Raw genomic sequence first — 18,637 nt, 5'->3', positions numbered from 1 at the left:
ATAGTGGGGTCAGGAGGTGAAGCATGCGCCTGTTGGCTGCCGTGGATTTGGGGGAGGGCTTGGAGTCGGTGGTGGAAAGCGCCCGTTTCCTTCAGGAGGGGCTCAACATCCCGGCGGAGCTTATCCACGTGGTGCCCACCCCGTACTTTGAGGCCCTTGGCCGCCGTTTTCCCCATCTTAGGCCGGGGCTGGAGGAAGCCCTTAGCCGGGTGGAGGCGGAGGTGCGAAAAAGCCTAGCGAACACAGGGCTTCGGGCGCAGGTGCTCCGCGGCTTCCCCGCGCAGGTGGTGGCTGGGGAAGCTTTGAAAAGCCGACTGGTCCTTTTGGGACAGCGGGGCACGGATGCCCTCGAGGTCCTGGCCCGGGGAGGCCTGGCCCGCTACCTCCTCCACCGGGGCGAGGTCCCGGTGTTGCTCCTGCCCCGGGCCCTGAAGGGGGTGCGGCGCATGGCCGTGGGGCTGGACGATAGCCCGGCAAGCCTCAGCGCCTTCCGGGTGGCCGAGGCTTGGGGTAGGGCCCTGGGGGCGGAGGTCTTCGGCCTGCACCTGGTGAGCGGGGAAGGGGGGTGTTGTTTTCCCACCTACCTGGACCCCCGGGGGCTCGCCCTCGCCGAGGTGTTAGAGCGGGCTAGGGGCCACCTCGAGGCCCTCCTAAAGGCCACGGGGGTGGTGGAGGTGAGCAAGGGGGAGGACGAGCTGGACCTCCTGCGCCTGGCGGAAGCCCGCGGGGCCGACCTCTTGGTCCTGGGCTCCAAGGCCAAAAGCACCTGGCGGCATCGGCTTGGGCGCATGGTGGAAGTGCTTTCCCATCAGAGCTCCTTGCCCCTTTTGGTGGTGCCCGAGGCCACGGTCTGGTAAGGTAAGGCCCATGCGCCACGGGCCCGGCTGGTTCCTCGCCCTCTCCGCCTACTGGTTTGCCACCAGCCTCAAGTGGTTTTTGGTCCTCCTGGTGATCCTGCCGGCCAAGGTGGCCGAGGTTTCCCCCCCGGAGGAGAAGGCCACCCGGCTGGGCTTCCTCTTCGGCCTGGGGGCGGTGATGGCCATCCTGGGCCCGCCCCTCATGGGCTACCTCTCCGACCGCCTGGGCCAGCGCCGGCCCTTTCTCCTCTTGGGGAGCCTCCTCACCGCCCTGGCCCTCCTCCTCCTGGTCCACGCCCCCACCTACGGCCTTCTCCTCCTGGCCTACCTCCTCCTGCAGGTGGCGGACGACCTGGCCACCGGACCCTACTCCGCCCTCATCCCCGACCTGGTGCCCAAGGGGGAGCGGGGCACCGCCTCGGGGTACATGGGGGTCCTGCAGGTTTCCGGCCAGGTGCTGGGGGGGGTGGTGGGCTTCCTCTTGCCCCTGGCCCCCCAGGCCTACCTCGCCGCCCTGGTGAACCTCCTGGGGGCGGTCCTGAGCCTCTGGGTCATCCCGGACCGGACCCTCAAGGCCAACCCCCGGCCCCTGGCCCAGGCCCTGGCCCGGCCCTGGGGAGACCGGGATTTCCTCCTGGTCTACCTCACCCGCTTCCTGGTGATGCTGGGCTTCTACCTGGCCCAGACCTACCTTCAGTACTACCTGGCGGATGTGGTGGGCGCTTTCCAGGCCCTGGGGCGGTCCCTGGCGGAGGAGCCTTTCCAGGCGGTGGCCCTTCTGGGCCTCCTCATCTCCCTGGGGGCGGCCTTGGCCAGCGTGCCCGCGGGAAGGGCTTCGGACAAGGTGGGGCGCAAGCCCCTCATCTACCTTTCTGGGGCGGGGCTGGGCCTCCTCATGCCCTTTATCCTCCTCTTCCCCCGGTACGACCTCCTCCTCTTCCTGGCCCTCTTCTTTGGGCTTTTCTACGGGGTGTACCTGGCGGTGGACTGGGCCTTGGTGTCCGACGTCCTTCGGGATCCCGAGGCCCACGCCACGGACATGGGGCTGTGGCAGACCTCCATCGTGGTGCCCCAGGTGCTGGCGGGGGCCTTCGGTCGGCCCTTGGACCTCCTGAACGCCCAGGGGGAGGGTCTGGGCTATACGGTTCTTTTCCTCCTGGCGGGGGCCTTTTTCCTCCTGGGGGCCTTTTTGGTGGCCCCCATCCGCCGGGCCCGCTGAGGGGCTTGGGGTTTAGAGCTGGGCCCGGGCGGCCTCGAGGTTGGGCCGGTAGGTGGGATCCCGGTAGCGCCCTGGGACAAAGGCCTGGGCGTGGGCGGGAAGGGGCTCCCCGGCCACCCACCGGGCCAAAAGCTCCCCCGCCCCTAGGGCGGCCATGACCCCATAGCCGGAGAAGGCTCCCAAGAGGTAGATGCCCTCGGCCACGGGGCCCAAGAGGGGGCGGTTTTCCGGGGTGCGCACATAATACCCGCCGTCCACCCGGGCTCTGGTCCCCAAGTAAGGCCGCAAGCCCGGCAGGAGGGGGAGAAGGCCCCTTAAGGCCACCTCCGAGGCCCAGGGCGGCAGGGAGGGCTGGCAGGAGGTGGGCTCCTCTTGCCGGGGAAGGGGGTTGTAGAGGGCTAAGAACCCTCCCCCTTCCGGCCTCCCGTGGGCCCCGGGGGGCAAGGGGCTCAGGAGGGGCCTGAGGGAGGGGTCTTCCTCTAGGAGGGCTTTCTCCTCCGGGGCGAAGATCTCCTGGGGCTCGTTCCAGATCAGAAGGGGGGCTTCCCGGGGAAAGCGGCCCAGGGGGTCTGGGAACCAGGCCTTGAAGTGGGGCTCGGCCGCCACGGGTAGGGCCGGTTCCAAGGCCTTCAGGAGGGGGAGGAGTCCCGGTCCCGGGGCCAGGATCAGGGCGGCGAAGGGGAGGAGAGCCTCTTCCTCTCCCCGGCGGACCCGGGCGTAGGCGGGTTTCCCTGCCCTGGGCTCTACCCCTAAAAACTCCCCCGGAAGGAGTGTTCCCCCCAGTTCCCGGAAGGCCTCGAGGAGGGCCATCCCCAGCCCCTGGGCGGAGAGCCAGCCCGCCTTCCGCACGTGAAGCCCTGCCATCCCCCTCGCGTGGGCCAGGTAGGGAAAGGCCTCCCTCAAGCCCTCTTCTCGGAGTAGGTCCAGTCCTTCTACTGCTTCCTTGGGGTAAGAGGCCCCCGTCCGGTGGACCCGGAGAGGCCCGGCGTGGGGTGCGGCTTCGGCCAGGGCTAAAAGCGCCTCTTCCTGGCCCACGTACAGGTAGCCGCGGCGGTTGGGGCGGGCCACCTGGGCGAAGGGCTCCAGGAGCTCCATGCTCCGGGCCACCAGGCTGCCCAGGGCCTCATCCCCTGGCCAAAAGACCCGGTAGCACTCCGTGGACTTGTCGGTGGTGCAGGAGAGAGGGGCCTCCCGTTCCAGAACCCCCACGGGGAGCCCCCGCCGGGCCAGGAAGTAGGCCGCGGCAAGCCCCAGAATCCCTGCCCCCACCACCAGCACCTCTGCGCCCTTGGGCATTTCCCCCAAGGTACTACACTTGAGCCATGGACCTCAACCACTTCAAGGACGGTCGGCCCCACATGGTGGACGTAACGGAGAAACCCGCCACCTTCCGCACCGCCACCGCGGAAGCCTTCGTGGAGCTCACCGAGGAGGCCCTGGCTGCCCTGGAACAGGGCGGGGTGGGGAAGGGGGACCCCCTGATGGTGGCCCAGCTTGCGGGCATCATGGCCGCCAAAAGGACCGCGGACCTCATCCCCTTGTGCCACCCCCTTCCCCTTACCGGCGTGGAGGTGCGGCTGGAGCTTTTGCAGGAGGAAAGGCGGGTGCGCATCGAGGCCACCGCCAAGACCAAGGCGGAGACCGGGGTGGAGATGGAGGCCCTCACCGCCTGCGCCGTGGCTGCCCTCACCGTGTACGACATGCTGAAGGCGGCTTCCAAGGGGCTGGTCATCTCCGGGGTGCGCCTCCTCCACAAGGCGGGAGGGAAAAGCGGGGAGTGGCGGGCTTCCTGAGCCCGCTTGACCTTGCATAAGACAGGGTGGCTTGGGCCTCACCAGCACGTACCTGGGGGGTGTATCCTGGGGTCATGAGGATCGCCGTGGCCCTGTCCAAGAACGACGAGAGAAAGGTCTACCCCGGCCCCTTCGGCCACGCCCCCCGCTTCGCCATCTATGAGGTGGAGGGGGAGGGCTTCCGCCTGGTGGAGGTGCGGGAGAACCCCTATGCGGCCATGGAGGGGGGGGACAAGCACGAGCGCATGCGGGAGCTCCTTAAGGATGTGGACCTGCGGGTGGGGGCCCGCTTCGGCCACGGGGGTTCCATGGGGGCTTTCCCCATGGCGGAGCGGCTGGAGGTGGGTCCGGTGAGCGTGGCCGAGGCTTTAGAAAAGGTCAGGGCCCGCTAAAGTAGCGCCTTAGAAGCTCCTTGGCCTCAGGGGGGAGGGGAGTGCGCTCCAAGTAGACCTCCACCCCCCGGCGCACCTCCTCTGGAGGGCTTCCCTCCCGCCAGGGGGAGGGTAGGTCCTGGCCCTTTCCTTCCCGGCCGGGCCCGAGGAGTTCCTGCCCGGGACCGTTGGGCTTTGGGAGGGGCAAGGAGGCGGGAGCCTCCAGCGTTGGGGAGGGTCCTGAGGCACCTGGGGTGGGGGTGCCTGCTTCCTTAGGCTGGCCTGGTTCCTGACCTGGGACCTCCTGGGTGGCTTCTGGCTTTCCGTCCCCGTCGCCGGGCACCTGGGTTCCCTGCCCCGGAGCCTGGGAGGAACCCCCGGGGGAAGATCCCTGGGGGCTAGGTTTGGGAGCTTGCCCCCCTTGGGGGGTTGGGGCGGGGTGGCCCTGGCCTGGTTCCTTCCCTTGCGGGCTTCTGGGTGCCTCTGGGGAATCCGGGGTCGGCGTGGTTTCCTCGGGTGAAGCCCCGGGTACCTCGGCCGGCTTCTCCCTTTCCGGGAAGGTTTGGGGGATTGCGGGGTGCCCGGCGTTGGGAGGGGACCCGAAGGGGCTTGCCTCCCTGGGGGCAAGCCCCGTCCACGAGCCCAAGGCCAGGGCCAGGAGGACCAGATAGAGGGCAAAAAGCCCCAGGGGGAAGGGGGGAAGAGGGACTTCCACCTTGCGGGCCTCCTGCCAAAGCCGTTCCTCCCCGTAGGCCAAGGCGGTGGGATAGGCCAGGCTCGCCCGGGCGATCTCCCGTAGCGCCCGCCCCTCCCAAAGCCGGGCGGGCAGCAAGAACGGTAGGAGGGAGGCCAGGGCGAAGAAGGGGTGGAGAAAGCCCAGAAGCGCTAAGGGAAGGGCCAAGAGGAGCCGGTGGCGCCAGGCCAGGCGCCTTGCGTAGAGAAGGTGGAACCCGGGCTCCACGGCAAGACCATTATCCCCTGCCAGGGGCTAAGGAAAAGGTGCCCGGGGCCTAAAGGCCCCGGGGGGAGGGAGTACACTGGTCTACTTGACCGGGGGACGGGTCTTGAGGACCTCCTGGGGGGACATGGCCTTAGCCCTTCGCGCCTTCACCTCCTCGGCGCTGATGGGTTTGGCCTTGGACTTGGCGAAGGTGGTGAGGATGTGGTTCAGGAGGTCGGCCACCTCCTGGTCCTTGAGCTGGCGGAAGGGGGGCATGACCCCGTTATAGGTCTTGCCTTCCACCGTAAGGCTTCCCTGGAGGCCGTAGAGGACCACCCGAATCAGGTACTCTCGGCCCCCCTTGGCCTGGACCACCTTGTCCAGATGGGTGAGGGGCGGGAAGGCTCCAGGGACCCCCTGGCCCGTGGCCTGGTGGCAGCTTTGGCAGTTGGCCGAGTAGAGCTTGGCTCCGGGGCTTTGCCCAAGGGCCAGAAGGCCCAGGAAGAGCAAGACGGGCAAGAGGCGCTTCATGGCCTCATTATGGAGAACCCCGCCCCCCTTAGGCCAGGGGCATTTGTCCTAGGCCCTTAGGGAGGTAGGCGCATCGGGGGTCGGCGGCCAGGTGGTCCCCGGTTTCCGCAAAGGCCCGGGCCCGGCTTCCCCCGCAAAGCTCCCGGTACTCGCAGACCCCACACTTTCCCTTGAGAAGGCCCTTGTTGCGGAGCTCGAGGAAAAGGGGGCTATTCCGGTAGATCTCCAGAAGGGGTTTCTCCCGCACATTGCCGGCGGAGAGAGGAAGAAACCCCGAGGGATACACCTCCCCCGTGGAGGAAACAAAGACGAAGCCGAAGCCGTCGGAGAGGTGCACCCCCCGCCCCTCCCCCACTAGGGCCCCATCCTCTCCCCCGTCTCTCCTCCGGCGCTCCAGGGCCACCCGGCGGAACATGGGGCCCTCGGTGGTGCGCACCTTGAAGGGGTAGCGTCGGGAAAGGTCATAAAGGAGGTGCATCACCTCCTCGTATTCTTGGGGGGAAAGCTGCTCCAAGAGGGCCCCCCGGCCCACGGGTACCAGGAAGAAGACCTCCCAGGTGGCCACCCCTTTGGCCGCCAGGATCTCGGCGATGCCGGTGAGTTCCCCTTTGGTCTTTCGGGTGACGGTGGTGTTCACCTGGGTCATGAGGCCCACCTCCCGGGCCCATTCCAGGGCCTGGAGGGCCAGGGCGAAGGTGCCCGGCACCCCGCGGAAGCCGTCGTGGCTTTCGGGGCTCGCCCCATCCAGGGAGATGGCCATCTGGTGTACGGAAAGCTCCTTGAAGCGTTCCACCACCTCCCGGGTGAGCCGGGGGGTGACGGCGGGGGTGATCCCCACCTTAAGGCCCAGACGCTGGGCCTCCTCCAGAAGGAGGAAGAGGTCGGGCCGGGCCAGGGGGTCGCCTCCCGTGGGCAGGAGGATGGGCTTGGGGGTGTAGGTGGCGAGCTCCTCCAAGAGCCTTAAGCCTTCCTCGGTGGTGAGTTCCCCGGGTAAGGGATCGGGCACCGCCGAGGCCCGGCAGTGCTGGCAGGCGAGCAGGCAGGCCCGGGTCATCTCCCAGGCCACCAGGAGGGGGAAGCGGTGAAGGTCGGGCTTCATGCCTCCAGGATGCCGCCTGGGGGTCGGGGCAGATGTCCTTAGCGGGGAAGGGTGAGGCGGTAGACCAGGGTAAGGGACTCCCCGGGTTTAAGGGGGATTTCCAGGCGGTAGCCCTGGGGCAGGTGGGCGGCCTCGGGGAAGTCCAGGCGGAAGGGCTGGGGGAAGGTTTCCGAAAGGAGGAGGGCCACGGGGTAGGGGTAGGGGTTCTTAAAGCGGGTTTCCACCCGGTAGGTGGCTTCTTTTTCGCTTTGGCCCAGCAGGCTCACCGACCGTTCCAGCCGGCCCTCGAGGTCCCGCCCCAGCCACACCTCGGCCACCTCTCCCTCGGGGGTGGCGGGAAGCGGGGCCTGGCCCAGGAAAAGGCCTCCTTCCGCCGCCTCCAGGCCCCCCGGGGCCAGGGGGAAAGGGGCCTGGAAGCGGTAGCCCCGCTCCAGGGGGAGGAACCTGTCCGTGCGGAAGGGTCCTTGGTAGCGGAGAAGCCGCTTTGGGCTTACCTGGGCCTTGAGGACGGGAATCTCCGTGGTGCCGGGTTCCAGCCGGCCCGGGGGTAGCGGGTAGCGGAAGAGGCCAAAGGGGCTTTCCCCCGAAGGCGCCTCGGCCAAGGCCCGCATGGGTATCCCCTTGGCCTCGGCCCCACCGAGAAGGGGGGCTTCCCCGGCGAGCAGGGTGAGCTTTCTGGCTTCCAGGGGGCTTCCCTCCAGCCGGAGCCGGGCCCAGAGGGTGAGCCTTCCCTCCTCCAGGGTGTAAAAGACCTCCCCGGAAAGCCCGGTGTACAGGTAGCGCAAGGTGGCGGGCCCTTCCCCTAGGTAGCGGAAGAGGACCGCCGTGCCCTGGTAGACCCGCTCCGTTTCCTCCACCCCCACAAGCCGTAGCGAACCGGGTACGATGCGGCCCAGTTTCTCCCCCGCCAGGTAGACCCAGGCCGAGGGGGGCAGGACCACGGGCTCCTTCACCTCGGCGAAGCCGGGGTAGACCACCACCTCCTGGGCCAGGGCGAGGAGGCCCAGGGAAAAGAGGGCGAGGAGTTGTTTCATACCCCCAGTCTACGGGCCAGGGCCTCCACCTCGGCCCGGGAGAGGGGCCCTCCGTGGCCCACATAAACCCTTTCCACCCCCAGGTCCAGGATCTTGCGCACGGTCTTCTTGGTAAGTTCTGGGTCCTCGTTGATGAACCTGGGGGGAAGCCCCCGGCCCCTAAGGGCATCCCCGGCGATGAGGATGCCCTTACGGAAAAGCCCCACCTGGCCCAGGGTGTGGCCGGGAAGCGCCACCACCCGCCACCCGAAGACCTCTTCCCCCTCCTCCACTGGCCTCAGGGCTTCCCGGGGAAGGGGCGGGGCCAGGTTGGCGAGCCAGGGGCCCAGGAGGGGTATGGGTAGGGGAGGGCGGGGCTTTTCCTTGGTCAGGTAGGGCCACTCCTGGCGGTGGGCCAGGACGGGGAGGCGGAACCGCTCCCAAAGGACCCTGGCCCCGCCCGCGTGGTCCAGGTGGTGGTGGGTGAGGAAGAGGAGTTTGGGCGGGGGTTCCAGGAGGGAGAGAAGCCGATTCGCCTCCCAGGAAAGCCCTGCGTCCACCAGGAAGTACCCCTCTTCCGTCGGCACCCGGTAGAGGTTGGCGGCGAAGCGCAGGAGTTCAGGCCCGCTCATAAGCGGGATGGATGCCCATTTCCCGGAGGGCCTTCCGGATGCCCTCCGCGTCGATTCCCGCCTGGCGGTGGAGGCTGGGGATGGAGCTGTGCTCCAGGAAGCGGTCGGGGAGGGCCAGAACCCGCACCTCGGGTTTTAAGCCCATCTCGTTCAGGGCCTCGAGGACCGCGCTCCCAAAGCCGCCCATCTTCTGGTGGTCCTCCACGGTGAGGAGCTTGTAGCCGGCAAGGCTCCTTAGCATCTCCTTGTCCAGGGGCTTGAGGAAGCGGGCGTTCACCACCCCCACCCGGGGGTCGTCGGCAGCGGCCTCGAGGGCGTACCTCAGCGTTTTGCCAAAGGCCAGGATGTAGGCCTCCGTGCCCTCCTTGAGCACCTCCCAGGTGCCCCAGGCGATCTCCGGCCAGGTGCCCTCGGGCACCCGCTCCACGTTGTCCCGGGGGTAGCGGAGGGCGATGGGCCCCCCGATCTCCAGGGCCTTCCGCAGCATGGCCCTGAGCTCCCAGGCGTCCTTGGGGGCGGCGATCTGCAGGTTGGGGATGGTGCGCAGGTAGGCGAGGTCAAAGACCCCGTGGTGGGTGGCCCCGTCGGCCCCCACCACCCCCGCCCGGTCGATGGCGAAGACCACGGGCAGGTTCTCGATGGCCACGTCGTGGATCACCTGGTCGTAGGCCCGCTGCAGGAAGGTGGAGTAGATGGCCACCACGGGTTTCAGGCCCCTTAGGGCCATGCCCGCCGCCGTGGTCACCGCCACGTCCTCACAGATGCCCACGTCCAGGTAGCGCTCGGGGTGCTCCAGGGAGTAGCGCACCAGGCCTGAGCCTTCCCGCATGGCCGGGGTGAGGACGAAGAGGCGGGGTTCCAGGTGGGCCAGCTCCGTGACCGCGTCCCCGAAGGCCTGGCTCCAGGTGTAGCCCTTGGAAACCTTCTCCGGCTTAAGGGGGTCAAAGCCCGAGGGCCCGTGCCAGTAGATGGGGTCGGCCTCGGCCACCTTGTAGCCCTTTCCCTTCCTGGTGACCACGTGGAGCAGGGTAGGGCCGTCCAGTTCCTTGAGGTGCTCCAGGATGTGGATGAGCCCCTTGAGGTCGTGGCCGTCCACGGGGCCGATGTAGCGGATTCCCCAGGCGTAGAAGGGGTTCTCCTGGTGGAGGATGAGCTTGGCCGCCTCCTTGGCCCGGTCCACCAGGCCGAAGAGCTTGGGGGAGATGTGTTCCAGGATGCTCCGGCCCAGCTTCTCGGCGTCCTGGACCCACTTTCTTATCTGAAGTTCTTTGAAATATTTGTTGAGGGCCCCCACGTTTTCCGAGATGCTCATCTCGTTGTCGTTCAGGATGATGAGCATCCTCTTGCCCAGCTCCCCGATCTTGTTGAGGGCGGCCAGGGCCATTCCCCCGGTGAGGGCCCCATCCCCTATGACCGCCACCACGTGGTAGTCCTCCTTCGCCAGGTCCCGGGCGAGGACCATGCCCAAGGCGTGGGCCAAGGAGGTGCTGGCGTGCCCGGCGGTGATGGCGTCGTGCTCGGACTCGGAAACCTTGGTGAAGCCGGAAAGCCCCCCTTCCTGCCTTAGGGTGTGGAAGCGGTCCTTGCGCCCGGTGATGAGCTTGTGGGCGTAGGCCTGGTGGCCCACGTCGAAGATAAGGCGGTCCTTAGGGGATTGGAAAACCCTGTGCAGGGCCAGGATGAGCTCCACCGCCCCCAGGGAGCTCGCCAGGTGGCCCCCGTTTTGCGCCGTGACCCGGATGATCTCGCTCCGGAGCTCCTCGGCCAAGGCCTGGAGCTCCTCGAGGGTCAGGCCCTTCAGGTCGTCCGGGTTATTCACCTTGTCCAGTACCATCGTTTCCCCCCTAGCTAGAAATTCTTCTCCACCAGAATGCGGCCTTCCCGGGTGCGCACTTCCCCCACCCTGGGGGCGAACCAGACCTCCCGGGCATCCTGGCCGCGCTCGTCCTGGTAGATCTGGCGGATGCGGTACACCTGGAAGACCCCGGCGGGCAGGCGTACCTCCCGCTCCTCCAACACCTCCATGGTATAGCTCAGGCCCCCCTGGGCCAGGGGCTCCCGTCCCCCAGGGGTGAGAAGTTCCACCCGCACCGTTACCCTGCCCCCCAGCGGTAGCCCACGGTTAGGAGGGCCTCCGGGGGGTACTCCAGGATGGGGGGGGTGAAGACCACCCGGGCGGAGGGATCCTGGAAGCCCAAAAGCCGCACGCCAAAGGCCCCCACCTGCCGGTAGTAGGCCCGGTCCTCCCCCCGGCCGAAGCTGCGGAAGCGCACCGCCTCCTGCCCCTCGTAAAGGGCCGGGCCCTCCACCCGCACCCGGTAGGGTGGGGAGGAAAGGGCCTCTCCTTCGGGCACATAGACCCACTCCAGGCCCGTGGTGACGGGGTAGAAGGCGGTTTCCTTAAGAAGGGGCCGGGCCTCGGGGGCCTGGGTGGCCTGAGGGGCACAGGCGGCCAGAAGGAGGGCAAGGGCCATAAGGTACCGCCTCATGGTACGGAGTTTACTCCCCCTTTGCCCGTGGGCTGGCCAACACTTTCCCCAAGGCGGTGGGGCACCTTTGGCCCCTCTCAGGCCCTTGAGCTGGGCTTGTTCCGTCCGGCCCCGCTGGCCTGGGCCGCAAGGGGAGGGGTATGGGGGCTTCAGGACTGGCCAAGCTCCCGTTTCAGGCGGGCGAGTTCCTCCTCCAGATCCTTTTCCGCGGAGAGGGCGGCGAGCTCCTTTTCCAGGTCCTGGCCATCCAGCTCCTTCAAGGCCTCGTGCCGGTCCTCCATGGAGAGGATGCGGGCCTCCATCTCCTCAAAGGCCTCGAGGGCCGGGTGCTGGTCCAAGCGGGACTCCATGCGCCGCACAGCCTCGGCGGCCTCCACCCCCTTCTTGCGGGCGAGAAGCAGTTTTTTCCTGGCCTCGGCCTCGTCGATCTTGGCCTCCAAGGCCTTGAGCTGGGTCATGAGGCGGTCGATGAGGGCCTTCTGTTCCGCCGCCTGCTGCCGGAAGCCCTCGGCTAGGTCCAGAGCCCGCTTCCTGCGCTTAAGGGCCTCCTTGGCCAGGTCCTCCCGGCCTACCTTCAAGGCTTCTTTGGCCTTCTCCTCCCAGAGGGTAGCCTCTTGCAGGTGGCTTTCCACCTCCCGTTCCAGGCGCTTGCCCTCGGCCATGGCGGCCGCCACCTGCTCCCGGGCCTCCCTTAGGGCTTCTTTCATGTCCTCCAGGGCCTGGTTGATGATCTTCTCCGGGTCCTCGGCCCGGCGCAGAAGGTCGTTGAGGTTAGCCCGGATAAGGCGGCTTAGGCGATCCAGTAGGGTCATGGTTTTTCCTCCTAGGTTGAGTATGCCACACCCACCCTTGACCCATGGGGAGAAAGGGGATAGGCTTGCCCTGTAAGTATGCACTTACTTGCCGGGCCGGAGGATCAGGGCTTGGACAAGGATCCCGATCGCGGGTTGCTTTGGGCGGCCCTGGAGCTTTTGGCTGAGCGGGGGTACCGGGGGGCCACCACCAAGGAGATCGCCCGGCGGGCCGGGGTGAATGAGGTAACCCTCTTCCGGCGTTTCGGTAGCAAGGAGGCCCTTTTGCGGGCAGCCCTTTCCCGCTTTATCCCGGCGGGGTTTCTGGAACGCCTCCCCGCAGAGGAGGCTCCTTTGGAGGAGGGCTTAAGGCAGCTTTTAGAGGCCTACCTGGACCTCCTAAAGGCCCACCAGGCCCTTTTGCCCAAGCTGCTTGCCGAGCTTCTACGCCACCCGGGGCTAAGGGGCGCACGGCCTCCGGAGGGCATCCTGGGTGTCTTGGAAAGGGTGGTGGGCTTTTTCCGAACCCAGCAGCGCCGGGGCTTCCTCCGGACCGATGAGCCTCCCGAGGAGATGGCCCTGGCCTTTGTGGGGCCTTTGCTGGCCCGGTTCCTTCTGGGGGAGGCTTTGGGGGTGCACCTCCCCCTGGACCAGGAGGCCTACCTGCGGGGGTACCTGGAGGGTAGATATGGTGCAGGCTGAGGAGATCACGCGAAGCTTTGGTAACGTGAGGGCCTTGGACCGGGTGAGCCTCGAGGTGCGCCCTGGAGAGGTCTTCGGCCTCCTGGGGCCCAACGGGGCGGGGAAGACCACCCTGGTGCGGATCCTCACCGGGGTTCTCCAGCCCGATGGGGGAAGGGCCTGGGTGGCGGGGCTTGAGGTGGGAAGGGAACCCCACCGGGTGAAGGCCAGGATCGGCTACGCCACCCAGGAGCAAAGCATTTACCGCGACCTCACGGTGGAGGAGAACCTCCTCTTCCGCGCCCGCCTGTACCGGCCCAAGGAGGCCCGCCCCCTGGCCCAGGAGGTCCTGGAGCGCTTTGGCCTTTTGCCCTATGCCAAGGCCCTGGCCGGGCATCTTTCCGGGGGGTGGCGGCAGCGCCTGGCCCTGGCCCAGGCGGTGGTGCACCGCCCCGAGGTGCTTTTCCTGGATGAGCCCACCACCGGCTTGGACCCCCTTTCCCGGAGGAGCATGTGGGAGCTCATTCATCAGGAGGCGGAGAGGGGGGCGGCGGTCTTGGTCACCACCCACTCCATGGACGAGGCGGAGCGTTGCCACCGCCTGGCCCTGCTCTTCGGCGGCCGGGTGCTGGCCGCGGGCACGCCCCAAAAGCTGAAGGCCCTAGCCAAGGCGAGGGCCCGCTTTCTCTATGCTCCGGGGCTTTCCCTTAGGGAGGCCCGGGGGATGCCTGGGGTCCTCGAGGCTTGGCAGAGCGGAGCCGGGGTGCGGCTCATCGCCCGCAAGGAGGCTCCCTTAGCAGGATTGGAGGAGGTGGAGCCCAGCCTCGAGGACGTCTTCACCCTTCTTACCAAGGAGGCCCCATGAGCCGCATCCTGGCCCTGGCGGAGAAGGAGTTCTTGCAGATCCGGAGGGACCATGTCCTGCCACGGCTCATCGTCTTGCTGCCCACCCTGATGCTCCTCCTCTTCGGCTACGCCATCAACTTCACCCTTAGCCGCATCCCCCTGGCGGTTTACGATGCTTCAGAGGACCGCATCAGCCAGGCGCTTTTGGCGGAGCTCACCAAGGAGGACCGTTTCCATCTGGTCCACCGGGCGGCAAGCCCCGAGGCGGTGGTGCAGGCGGTGGACCGGGGCCGGGCCCGGGTGGGGCTGGTGGTGCCTCCTGGGGCCCTGGACAAGGTGCGGCGGGGGGAGAGCGTGAGCCTGGAGGTCTACGTGGATGGCTCCGACCCCAACTTTGCCTTCCAGGCTCAGGCGGCCTTGCGGAGGGCCATCCAGGAGGTGAACGCCCGCATCCTGGTGGGCCGGGCCATGGCGGGGGAGGCGGTTTTGCCCCCCTTGAGCCCCAACCTGCACACCCTCTACAACCCCGAGAACAGGACGGCCTGGTTCATGATCCCCGGCATCATCGGCCTGGTGCTCACCATGTTCACCGTCCTCCTCACCGCTTTGTCCATCGTGAGGGAGGTGGAAAGCCGCATGATGGAAAGCCTCTTGGCCTCCCCTTTGCGCCCCCATGAGATGGTGCTGGGCAAGGTGTTGCCCTACCTGTTCATCGCCTTCGGGGTGGCCCTACTGGTGCTGGGCCTGGGGCATTTCGTGTTTGGGGTCCCGGTGCGGGGAAGCCTGGCCCTCCTCCTCTTGGCCATGTTCCTCTTCGTGCTGGGATCCTTGGCCGCGGGGGTTCTCATCTCCACCCTGGCCCGGACCCAGGTGCAGGCGGTCTTCGGCACCTATGCCTACGCCTTTCCCACCATCTTCCTTTCCGGCTTCGTTTTCCCCATCGACGGCATGCCCCGCTTCTTCCAGCTCCTTTCCTATCTGGTGCCCGCCCGGTATCTCATAGAGGTCCTCCGTGGGGTAATGCTCAAGGGGGTGGGGTTTGCGGTGCTTTGGCCCCACCTGGCAGCCCTTCTCCTCTTTTCCGCCTTGGTCCTCCTCCTGGCCTCCGTGCGTTTCCAAAGGCAGGTGGTGGCATGAAAAGGATCTGGTGGTCGGGGTTGCTGGCTTTGGGCCTGGCCCTAGCCCAGGGGCGCCTCGAGGCCGGGGTTTATGGAGTTTCGGGAAGCTGGGCCTCTACCCTCGAGGCGGGCCTCACCCTGGAGCCGGGGGAAGCCTACCTGAGGCTCCAGGTGGGGCGGGAAAGCCGGGGGGCCTTGGGGTTTTCCTCCAGCCTGGCCCTTGGGCCCTTGGGGTACCTGGCCTATGGCCTGCAAGCCGAGGCGGGGGTGGGGGGGCCTGGGGGGATGGCCTTCGCCGAGGGGGGGGCTGGCCCCTTGGCCCTTTCCGCGCGGCTCGGCTACCGCTCCCAAGGGATTTTCCCTCTTTTTCCCGAGGAGGGGGTGTTCGGTCGGCTTTTCCTGCGCTACCGCCTGGTGCCCAAGGAGGTGGTGGGGCTTCTCTTGGAAAAGGGGGAGGTTTCCCGGGCCGAGGTGAGCTACGCCCTGAGGGAGGAGGCCACCTATACCCTGGGGGCGGGTTTTTCCGGCCTGCCCTATCTGGTCCTGGGCTGGAAGGGGGAGGTAGGGGAGGGCATGGAGGTGTTGGACCTCGCCCTGCGCTTAGGGGGGCTAAACCGCCTCGAGGCGGGGCTTTACTTAGGGGAGGCTAGCCTTTTCCTCATCCTTTCCTATCCCTTTGCGGGTAGCCTCGGCGTGTGGCTTGGGGACCTGGGCCTCGAGGGAGGGTACAGGGAAGCTCCCTACGCTTGGCTCCGGTACGCCTGGAGGTGGCCATGAGAAAGAGATTTCTGGAAAAACCCTGGGGTGTTTTGCTTCTGGCCCTGGGCCTGGCCCTGGCGCAAAGCGTTTCCGAGATCCTGGACCGGGTGGAGCGGAACCTGCAGGACCCCTGGCAGGCGGTGGTGCAGGGCCAGATCCAGGGGCCCGGGGGGCTGGAGGAGCTTAAAGCCCGGGTGCTGGCCATTCCCAAGGAAAACCTCTTCCGCATAGAGTTTCAGAAGCCAGGCTCCCTCGAGGGAAACTTCACGGTGATCACGGAAAAGGAGGTCTGGAACTACCTTTACCTCACGAACCAGCTTATCGTGAGCCCCAAGGAAAAGGCCCAGGTGCAGGGCCTGGGGTTTAGCCCCCAGGGCCTTGGGGACCTGAAGGAGCTTTCCGAGCGGGTGAGCCTCCGCCTTGTGGGGGAGGAGCGCCTGCCGGAGGGGGTGGCCTGGAAGCTGGTAGGCCGGGCACAGGAGGGCCAAGGCTTCGCCACCTTGGAGCTTTACATCCTGAAGGCCGACCCCAGGCCCGTGCGCTTCGTGTTCCGGGACGAGGCAGGGAAGGTTATGGCCGACCTGCGGGTGGTGGAGTTCAAGAAAGCCTCCTTACGCCCCCAGGATCTCAAGCGCTACCCCAAGGACGCCCAGGTGGTGCGGCGCTAGGGTTCGGCGTAGAGGGGGGTGGTGAGGTACTTCCAGCCCCCATCTGGGCTGATGCAGGCCACCCGTTTGCCGGGGCCGAGCTCTTTGGCCACCTGGAGGGCCGCCCAAAGGATGCCCCCCGAGCTCATCCCCAGGAAAAGCCCCTCCTCCCGGGCGAGGCGCCTTGCTAGGGGAAAGGCGTCCTCCTCCCACACCTGGATGACCCCATCCAGAAGGGAGAGGTCCAGGTTCTCGGGGATGAAGCCGGGTCCCATGCCCTGGAACTGGTGCTGGCCCATCTTGCCCCCGGAGAGGACGTTGGAACGGGCGGGCTCCACGGCGTAAACCTTCACCCCTGGCAGGCGTTCTTTCAGGTAGCGCCCCACCCCGGTGATGGTCCCCCCGGTGCCCGAGCCGTAGACGAAGGCGTCGATCCGCCCCTCTAAGGCCTCAAAAAGCTCAGGTCCCGTGGTTTCATAGTGGGCCCGCACGTTGGCGGGGTTGGCGAACTGGTCGGGCATGAAGGCCCCCAGGTCCTCCTTAAGGCGCAAGGCCTCCTCCCTTGCCGCCAGCATCCGCCTCGCCGGGTTGGTGAGGACCAGCTCGGCGCCGAAGGCCTTCAGCACCCGCTTCCTCTCCTCGGACATCTGGGCGGGCATGGTGAGGATGAGGCGGTAGCCTCGGCTGGCGGCGATCATGGCCAGGCCGATCCCGGTGTTGCCGCTGGTGGGCTCCACGATGACCTGGCCGGAGCCGGGGCGGAGGAGGCCTCTTTCCTCGGCATCCCGGATCATGTACCAGGCGGGCCGGTCCTTGATGGACCCCCCAGGGTTCTGGCCCTCCAGCTTCACCCACACCTCGGCCATGTCGGGCTCCACCACCTTGAAAAGGCGCACCACCGGGGTTTTGCCGATGATCGTTTCCACCCGCATACCCCTACTATAGGGCCTGTAAGGGAAAGGAAAGAGCTTGGATACGGGGAAAGCTTCCTCCACCTGAACCTGGACAGACACATGTGAGACGCTGAATGGGATAAAAAGATGGGGAACCGACCCTGTAGCGGAGGTTCCCCATATGCAGCTTACCTCGTTTGGCCGAGCGATAGGGCAAGGGGCTAGCCAAGGGACAAGACTGGCCGAAGCGGGGGCAGGCGACCCGGATGTCCAGGAACGCCTTCGCAAGGTGAAGTTGGTGAAAGCCCTGCGGGAGAGCAAGCGGAGCTGGGAAGAGATTCGGGAGTTTTTAGGCATCAGCCGGGCCACCTACTACCGTTGGGAAAGGGCTTTGAGGGAGAAGGGGCTAGCCGGACTCAAGCCCAAGTCCCGCCGCCCCCGGCGCCTGCGGGGAAAGGTGCACTGGAGGCCCGAGCTTCTTTCGCGGGTGGAGGAGCTGAGGAGGGAGAACCCCACCTGGGGGCGGTGGCCCATCTGGCTCACCTTGCGCCAGGAGGGCTTCCGGCTAGGGGAACGGACGGTGGGCCGGATTCTGGCCTATTTGGAGGGGAGGGGACGGGTGGAGAGGGTGGCCTGCTTTCTGGCCCGGAGGGGGAGAGGGAAGGCCAGGGGAAGACCTAGGAGACCCTACGCCCGGGGTAAGCCCCGGGGATACGAAGCTCAAGCCCCTGGGGACCTGGTACAGGTGGACACCTTGATAGTGAGCCTGGGACCGGGGGAGGTGGTGCGGCACTTTTCGGCGGTGGACCTCTTTACCCGCTATGCCCTGGGGGAGGTGCACAGCCGGGCCACGGCGAGGCTAGCGGGGGAGTTTCTGTCCCGACTGGTGGCCCAGGCGCCTTTCCCCATCCGGGCGGTACAGGTGGATGGGGGTAGCGAGTTCATGGCGGAGTTTGAGGAGACATGCCGACGTTTGGGGGTTGCTCTTTTCGTGCTGCCTCCCCGGAGCCCCAAGCTCAACGGGCACGTGGAGCGGTTGCAACGGACTTTTAGGGAGGAGTTTTATACCCGAGCTTTGCCCACGAGGGTGAGCGAACTACAGGCGGAGCTCAATGCCTACCTTGACCACTACAACCGCAGAAGGCCCCACAGGGCCTTGGGTGGCCTTGCTCCCTTGGAGTTCCTGGCTAAGATATGGGGGGAGTCGGTTCCCCAAGGTGTCTCAAATGTGGTGGCCAATTACATCATCTTGCGCTCATGGGAAAACCGTGGTAGGATAGCTCCGCCCAAAAGGGCTACGTGAAGAAGGCCTATTCCTTCCCCCACTGCTCCCTAGGGAGCGGTGGGCTATAAACTTTCTCACCCCCTTGGGCTAAACTGAGGGAGCCCGGAAAGGGGCGGGTCTATTATGGAAAGGGTAGCGATATTCATTGACGGCTCCAACCTGTACAAGGGGTTGGTGCAGCACCTGGGGCCGGACTATCGGCTTAACTTCGTGGAGTTTATCAGCCTTCTCACCGCCGGGCGCAAGCTTCTCCGCGCTTACTACTACAATGCCCCCCTCCCTCCGGAAGACCCCGCCGCCAAGGCCCACCAGAGCTTCCTCAACTACCTGAAGCGGGTGCCCTATGTGGCCGTGCGCCTGGGAAGGCTGGAAAGGCGGGCGGATGGCTTTGTGGAAAAGGGGGTGGATATCCAGATCGCCATAGACATCCTGCGCCTGGCCTATGCCGACGCCTATGACGTGGCGGTTTTGGTCTCCGGGGATGGGGACTTCGCCGAGGTGGTCAAGGTGGTCCAGGACATGGGCAAGCAGGTGGAAAACACCACCTTTCACGCCCTTTCCTCCCACCGCCTGGCCCAGCAGGCGGACCGCTTTTATCCCCTTGACGACTTCCCCTGGGAGCGCCTCCGGGCGCAGAGCCTGCCCCAGGCCCCCGAAAGCGGCGAGTAAACCC

At 66.8% G+C, this 18,637-nt stretch carries 20 protein-coding genes and 1 pseudogene; 11 read left to right on the top strand and 10 right to left on the bottom strand.

Translation table 11 applies throughout. The features are described from left to right. The first annotated feature begins 23 nt into the window (after window positions 1–23). Both EBI04_RS09640 and EBI04_RS09635 read left to right on the top strand, forming a co-directional pair. Window positions 24–857: a universal stress protein gene (locus EBI04_RS09640; protein WP_135257280.1), complete on the top strand. Its 834-nt coding sequence runs from the start codon at window positions 24–26 to the stop codon at window positions 855–857. A 10-nt stretch (window positions 858–867) separates the two neighbouring features. After that, window positions 868–2,076, top strand: a complete 1,209-nt coding sequence (locus EBI04_RS09635) for an MFS transporter (protein WP_135257279.1) — start codon at window positions 868–870, stop codon at window positions 2,074–2,076. A gap of 12 nt (window positions 2,077–2,088) precedes the next feature. On the opposite strand, the gene EBI04_RS09630 is transcribed toward EBI04_RS09635, so the two are convergent. Then, window positions 2,089–3,372: an NAD(P)/FAD-dependent oxidoreductase gene (locus tag EBI04_RS09630; protein ID WP_135257278.1), complete on the bottom strand. Its 1,284-nt coding sequence runs from the start codon at window positions 3,370–3,372 to the stop codon at window positions 2,089–2,091. A 26-nt stretch (window positions 3,373–3,398) separates the two neighbouring features. On the opposite strand from EBI04_RS09630, the gene moaC reads away from it, so the two are divergent. Beyond that, window positions 3,399–3,869, top strand: a complete 471-nt coding sequence (moaC, locus tag EBI04_RS09625) for a cyclic pyranopterin monophosphate synthase MoaC (protein WP_135257277.1) — start codon at window positions 3,399–3,401, stop codon at window positions 3,867–3,869. 74 nt (window positions 3,870–3,943) lie between these two features. Next, entirely contained in the window at window positions 3,944–4,261 is a 318-nt protein-coding gene (locus tag EBI04_RS09620; protein ID WP_135257276.1) for a NifB/NifX family molybdenum-iron cluster-binding protein, read from the top strand. Here the strand turns inward: EBI04_RS09620 and EBI04_RS09615 are convergent. The 8 genes and pseudogenes from EBI04_RS09615 to EBI04_RS09580 form a co-directional block, all read right to left on the bottom strand. Beyond that, complete coding sequence (locus tag EBI04_RS09615) at window positions 4,248–5,201, bottom strand: hypothetical protein (protein ID WP_135257275.1); 954 nt, start codon at window positions 5,199–5,201, stop codon at window positions 4,248–4,250. The genes EBI04_RS09620 and EBI04_RS09615 overlap by 14 nt on opposite strands. An 81-nt stretch (window positions 5,202–5,282) precedes the next feature. Next, entirely contained in the window at window positions 5,283–5,711 is a 429-nt protein-coding gene (locus tag EBI04_RS09610; protein ID WP_135257274.1) for a c-type cytochrome, read from the bottom strand. 28 nt (window positions 5,712–5,739) lie between these two features. Then, entirely contained in the window at window positions 5,740–6,810 is a 1,071-nt protein-coding gene (locus EBI04_RS09605; protein WP_135257273.1) for a TIGR04053 family radical SAM/SPASM domain-containing protein, read from the bottom strand. Window positions 6,811–6,848: 38 nt separating this feature from the next. After that, window positions 6,849–7,844, bottom strand: a complete 996-nt coding sequence (locus tag EBI04_RS09600; protein ID WP_135257272.1) for a hypothetical protein — start codon at window positions 7,842–7,844, stop codon at window positions 6,849–6,851. Further along, window positions 7,841–8,455 carry an MBL fold metallo-hydrolase gene (locus EBI04_RS09595; RefSeq protein ID WP_135257271.1) on the bottom strand — a complete coding sequence of 205 codons (615 nt, stop codon included), beginning with the start codon at window positions 8,453–8,455 and terminating at the stop codon, window positions 7,841–7,843. The genes EBI04_RS09600 and EBI04_RS09595 overlap by 4 nt, the downstream gene beginning before the upstream one ends. After that, window positions 8,442–10,289, bottom strand: coding sequence for a 1-deoxy-D-xylulose-5-phosphate synthase (gene dxs, locus EBI04_RS09590; RefSeq protein WP_135257270.1), 1,848 nt, complete (start codon window positions 10,287–10,289; stop codon window positions 8,442–8,444). Before dxs ends, EBI04_RS09595 begins: the two co-directional genes overlap by 14 nt. A 14-nt stretch (window positions 10,290–10,303) precedes the next feature. Beyond that, window positions 10,304–10,944: pseudogene (locus tag EBI04_RS13825) on the bottom strand (hypothetical protein). Window positions 10,945–11,093: 149 nt separating this feature from the next. After that, on the bottom strand, window positions 11,094–11,756 hold the full coding sequence (locus EBI04_RS09580; protein WP_135257269.1) for a PspA/IM30 family protein: 663 nt from the start codon (window positions 11,754–11,756) through the stop codon (window positions 11,094–11,096). A 78-nt stretch (window positions 11,757–11,834) separates the two neighbouring features. On the opposite strand from EBI04_RS09580, the gene EBI04_RS09575 reads away from it, so the two are divergent. From EBI04_RS09575 to EBI04_RS09555, 5 genes are read left to right on the top strand one after another with little or no spacing between them, the layout of a single operon-like run. Beyond that, window positions 11,835–12,437 (top strand): TetR/AcrR family transcriptional regulator, encoded by a 603-nt coding sequence (locus EBI04_RS09575; protein WP_135257268.1) that lies wholly within the window; start codon window positions 11,835–11,837, stop codon window positions 12,435–12,437. Then, window positions 12,424–13,281 (top strand): ABC transporter ATP-binding protein, encoded by an 858-nt coding sequence (locus tag EBI04_RS09570; RefSeq protein WP_135257267.1) that lies wholly within the window; start codon window positions 12,424–12,426, stop codon window positions 13,279–13,281. The genes EBI04_RS09575 and EBI04_RS09570 overlap by 14 nt, the downstream gene beginning before the upstream one ends. Further along, on the top strand, window positions 13,278–14,399 hold the full coding sequence (locus EBI04_RS09565; RefSeq protein ID WP_135257266.1) for an ABC transporter permease: 1,122 nt from the start codon (window positions 13,278–13,280) through the stop codon (window positions 14,397–14,399). The genes EBI04_RS09570 and EBI04_RS09565 overlap by 4 nt, the downstream gene beginning before the upstream one ends. Next, window positions 14,396–15,157, top strand: a complete 762-nt coding sequence (locus tag EBI04_RS09560) for a hypothetical protein (protein WP_135257265.1) — start codon at window positions 14,396–14,398, stop codon at window positions 15,155–15,157. The genes EBI04_RS09565 and EBI04_RS09560 overlap by 4 nt, the downstream gene beginning before the upstream one ends. After that, window positions 15,154–15,807 (top strand): outer membrane lipoprotein carrier protein LolA, encoded by a 654-nt coding sequence (locus tag EBI04_RS09555; protein WP_206202029.1) that lies wholly within the window; start codon window positions 15,154–15,156, stop codon window positions 15,805–15,807. Before EBI04_RS09560 ends, EBI04_RS09555 begins: the two co-directional genes overlap by 4 nt. Here EBI04_RS09555 and cysK read toward each other — a convergent pair. Next, window positions 15,804–16,718, bottom strand: coding sequence for a cysteine synthase A (cysK, locus tag EBI04_RS09550; RefSeq protein ID WP_135257264.1), 915 nt, complete (start codon window positions 16,716–16,718; stop codon window positions 15,804–15,806). The two genes, EBI04_RS09555 and cysK, sit on opposite strands and share 4 nt — an antisense overlap. 142 nt (window positions 16,719–16,860) lie before the next feature. On the opposite strand from cysK, the gene EBI04_RS09545 reads away from it, so the two are divergent. Both EBI04_RS09545 and EBI04_RS09540 read left to right on the top strand, forming a co-directional pair. After that, window positions 16,861–17,982, top strand: a complete 1,122-nt coding sequence (locus EBI04_RS09545; protein ID WP_135257263.1) for an integrase core domain-containing protein — start codon at window positions 16,861–16,863, stop codon at window positions 17,980–17,982. A 105-nt stretch (window positions 17,983–18,087) separates the two neighbouring features. Next, entirely contained in the window at window positions 18,088–18,633 is a 546-nt protein-coding gene (locus EBI04_RS09540) for a LabA-like NYN domain-containing protein (protein WP_135257262.1), read from the top strand. Window positions 18,634–18,637 lie beyond the last annotated feature (4 nt).

The sequence above is a fragment of the Thermus caldilimi genome, from assembly GCF_004684245.1.
In the GTDB taxonomy this organism is placed as follows: Bacteria; Deinococcota; Deinococci; order Deinococcales; family Thermaceae; genus Thermus; species Thermus caldilimi.
Note: the sequence above shows the minus strand (reverse complement) of the source record. Positions and strands in the feature narration are given on the sequence as shown.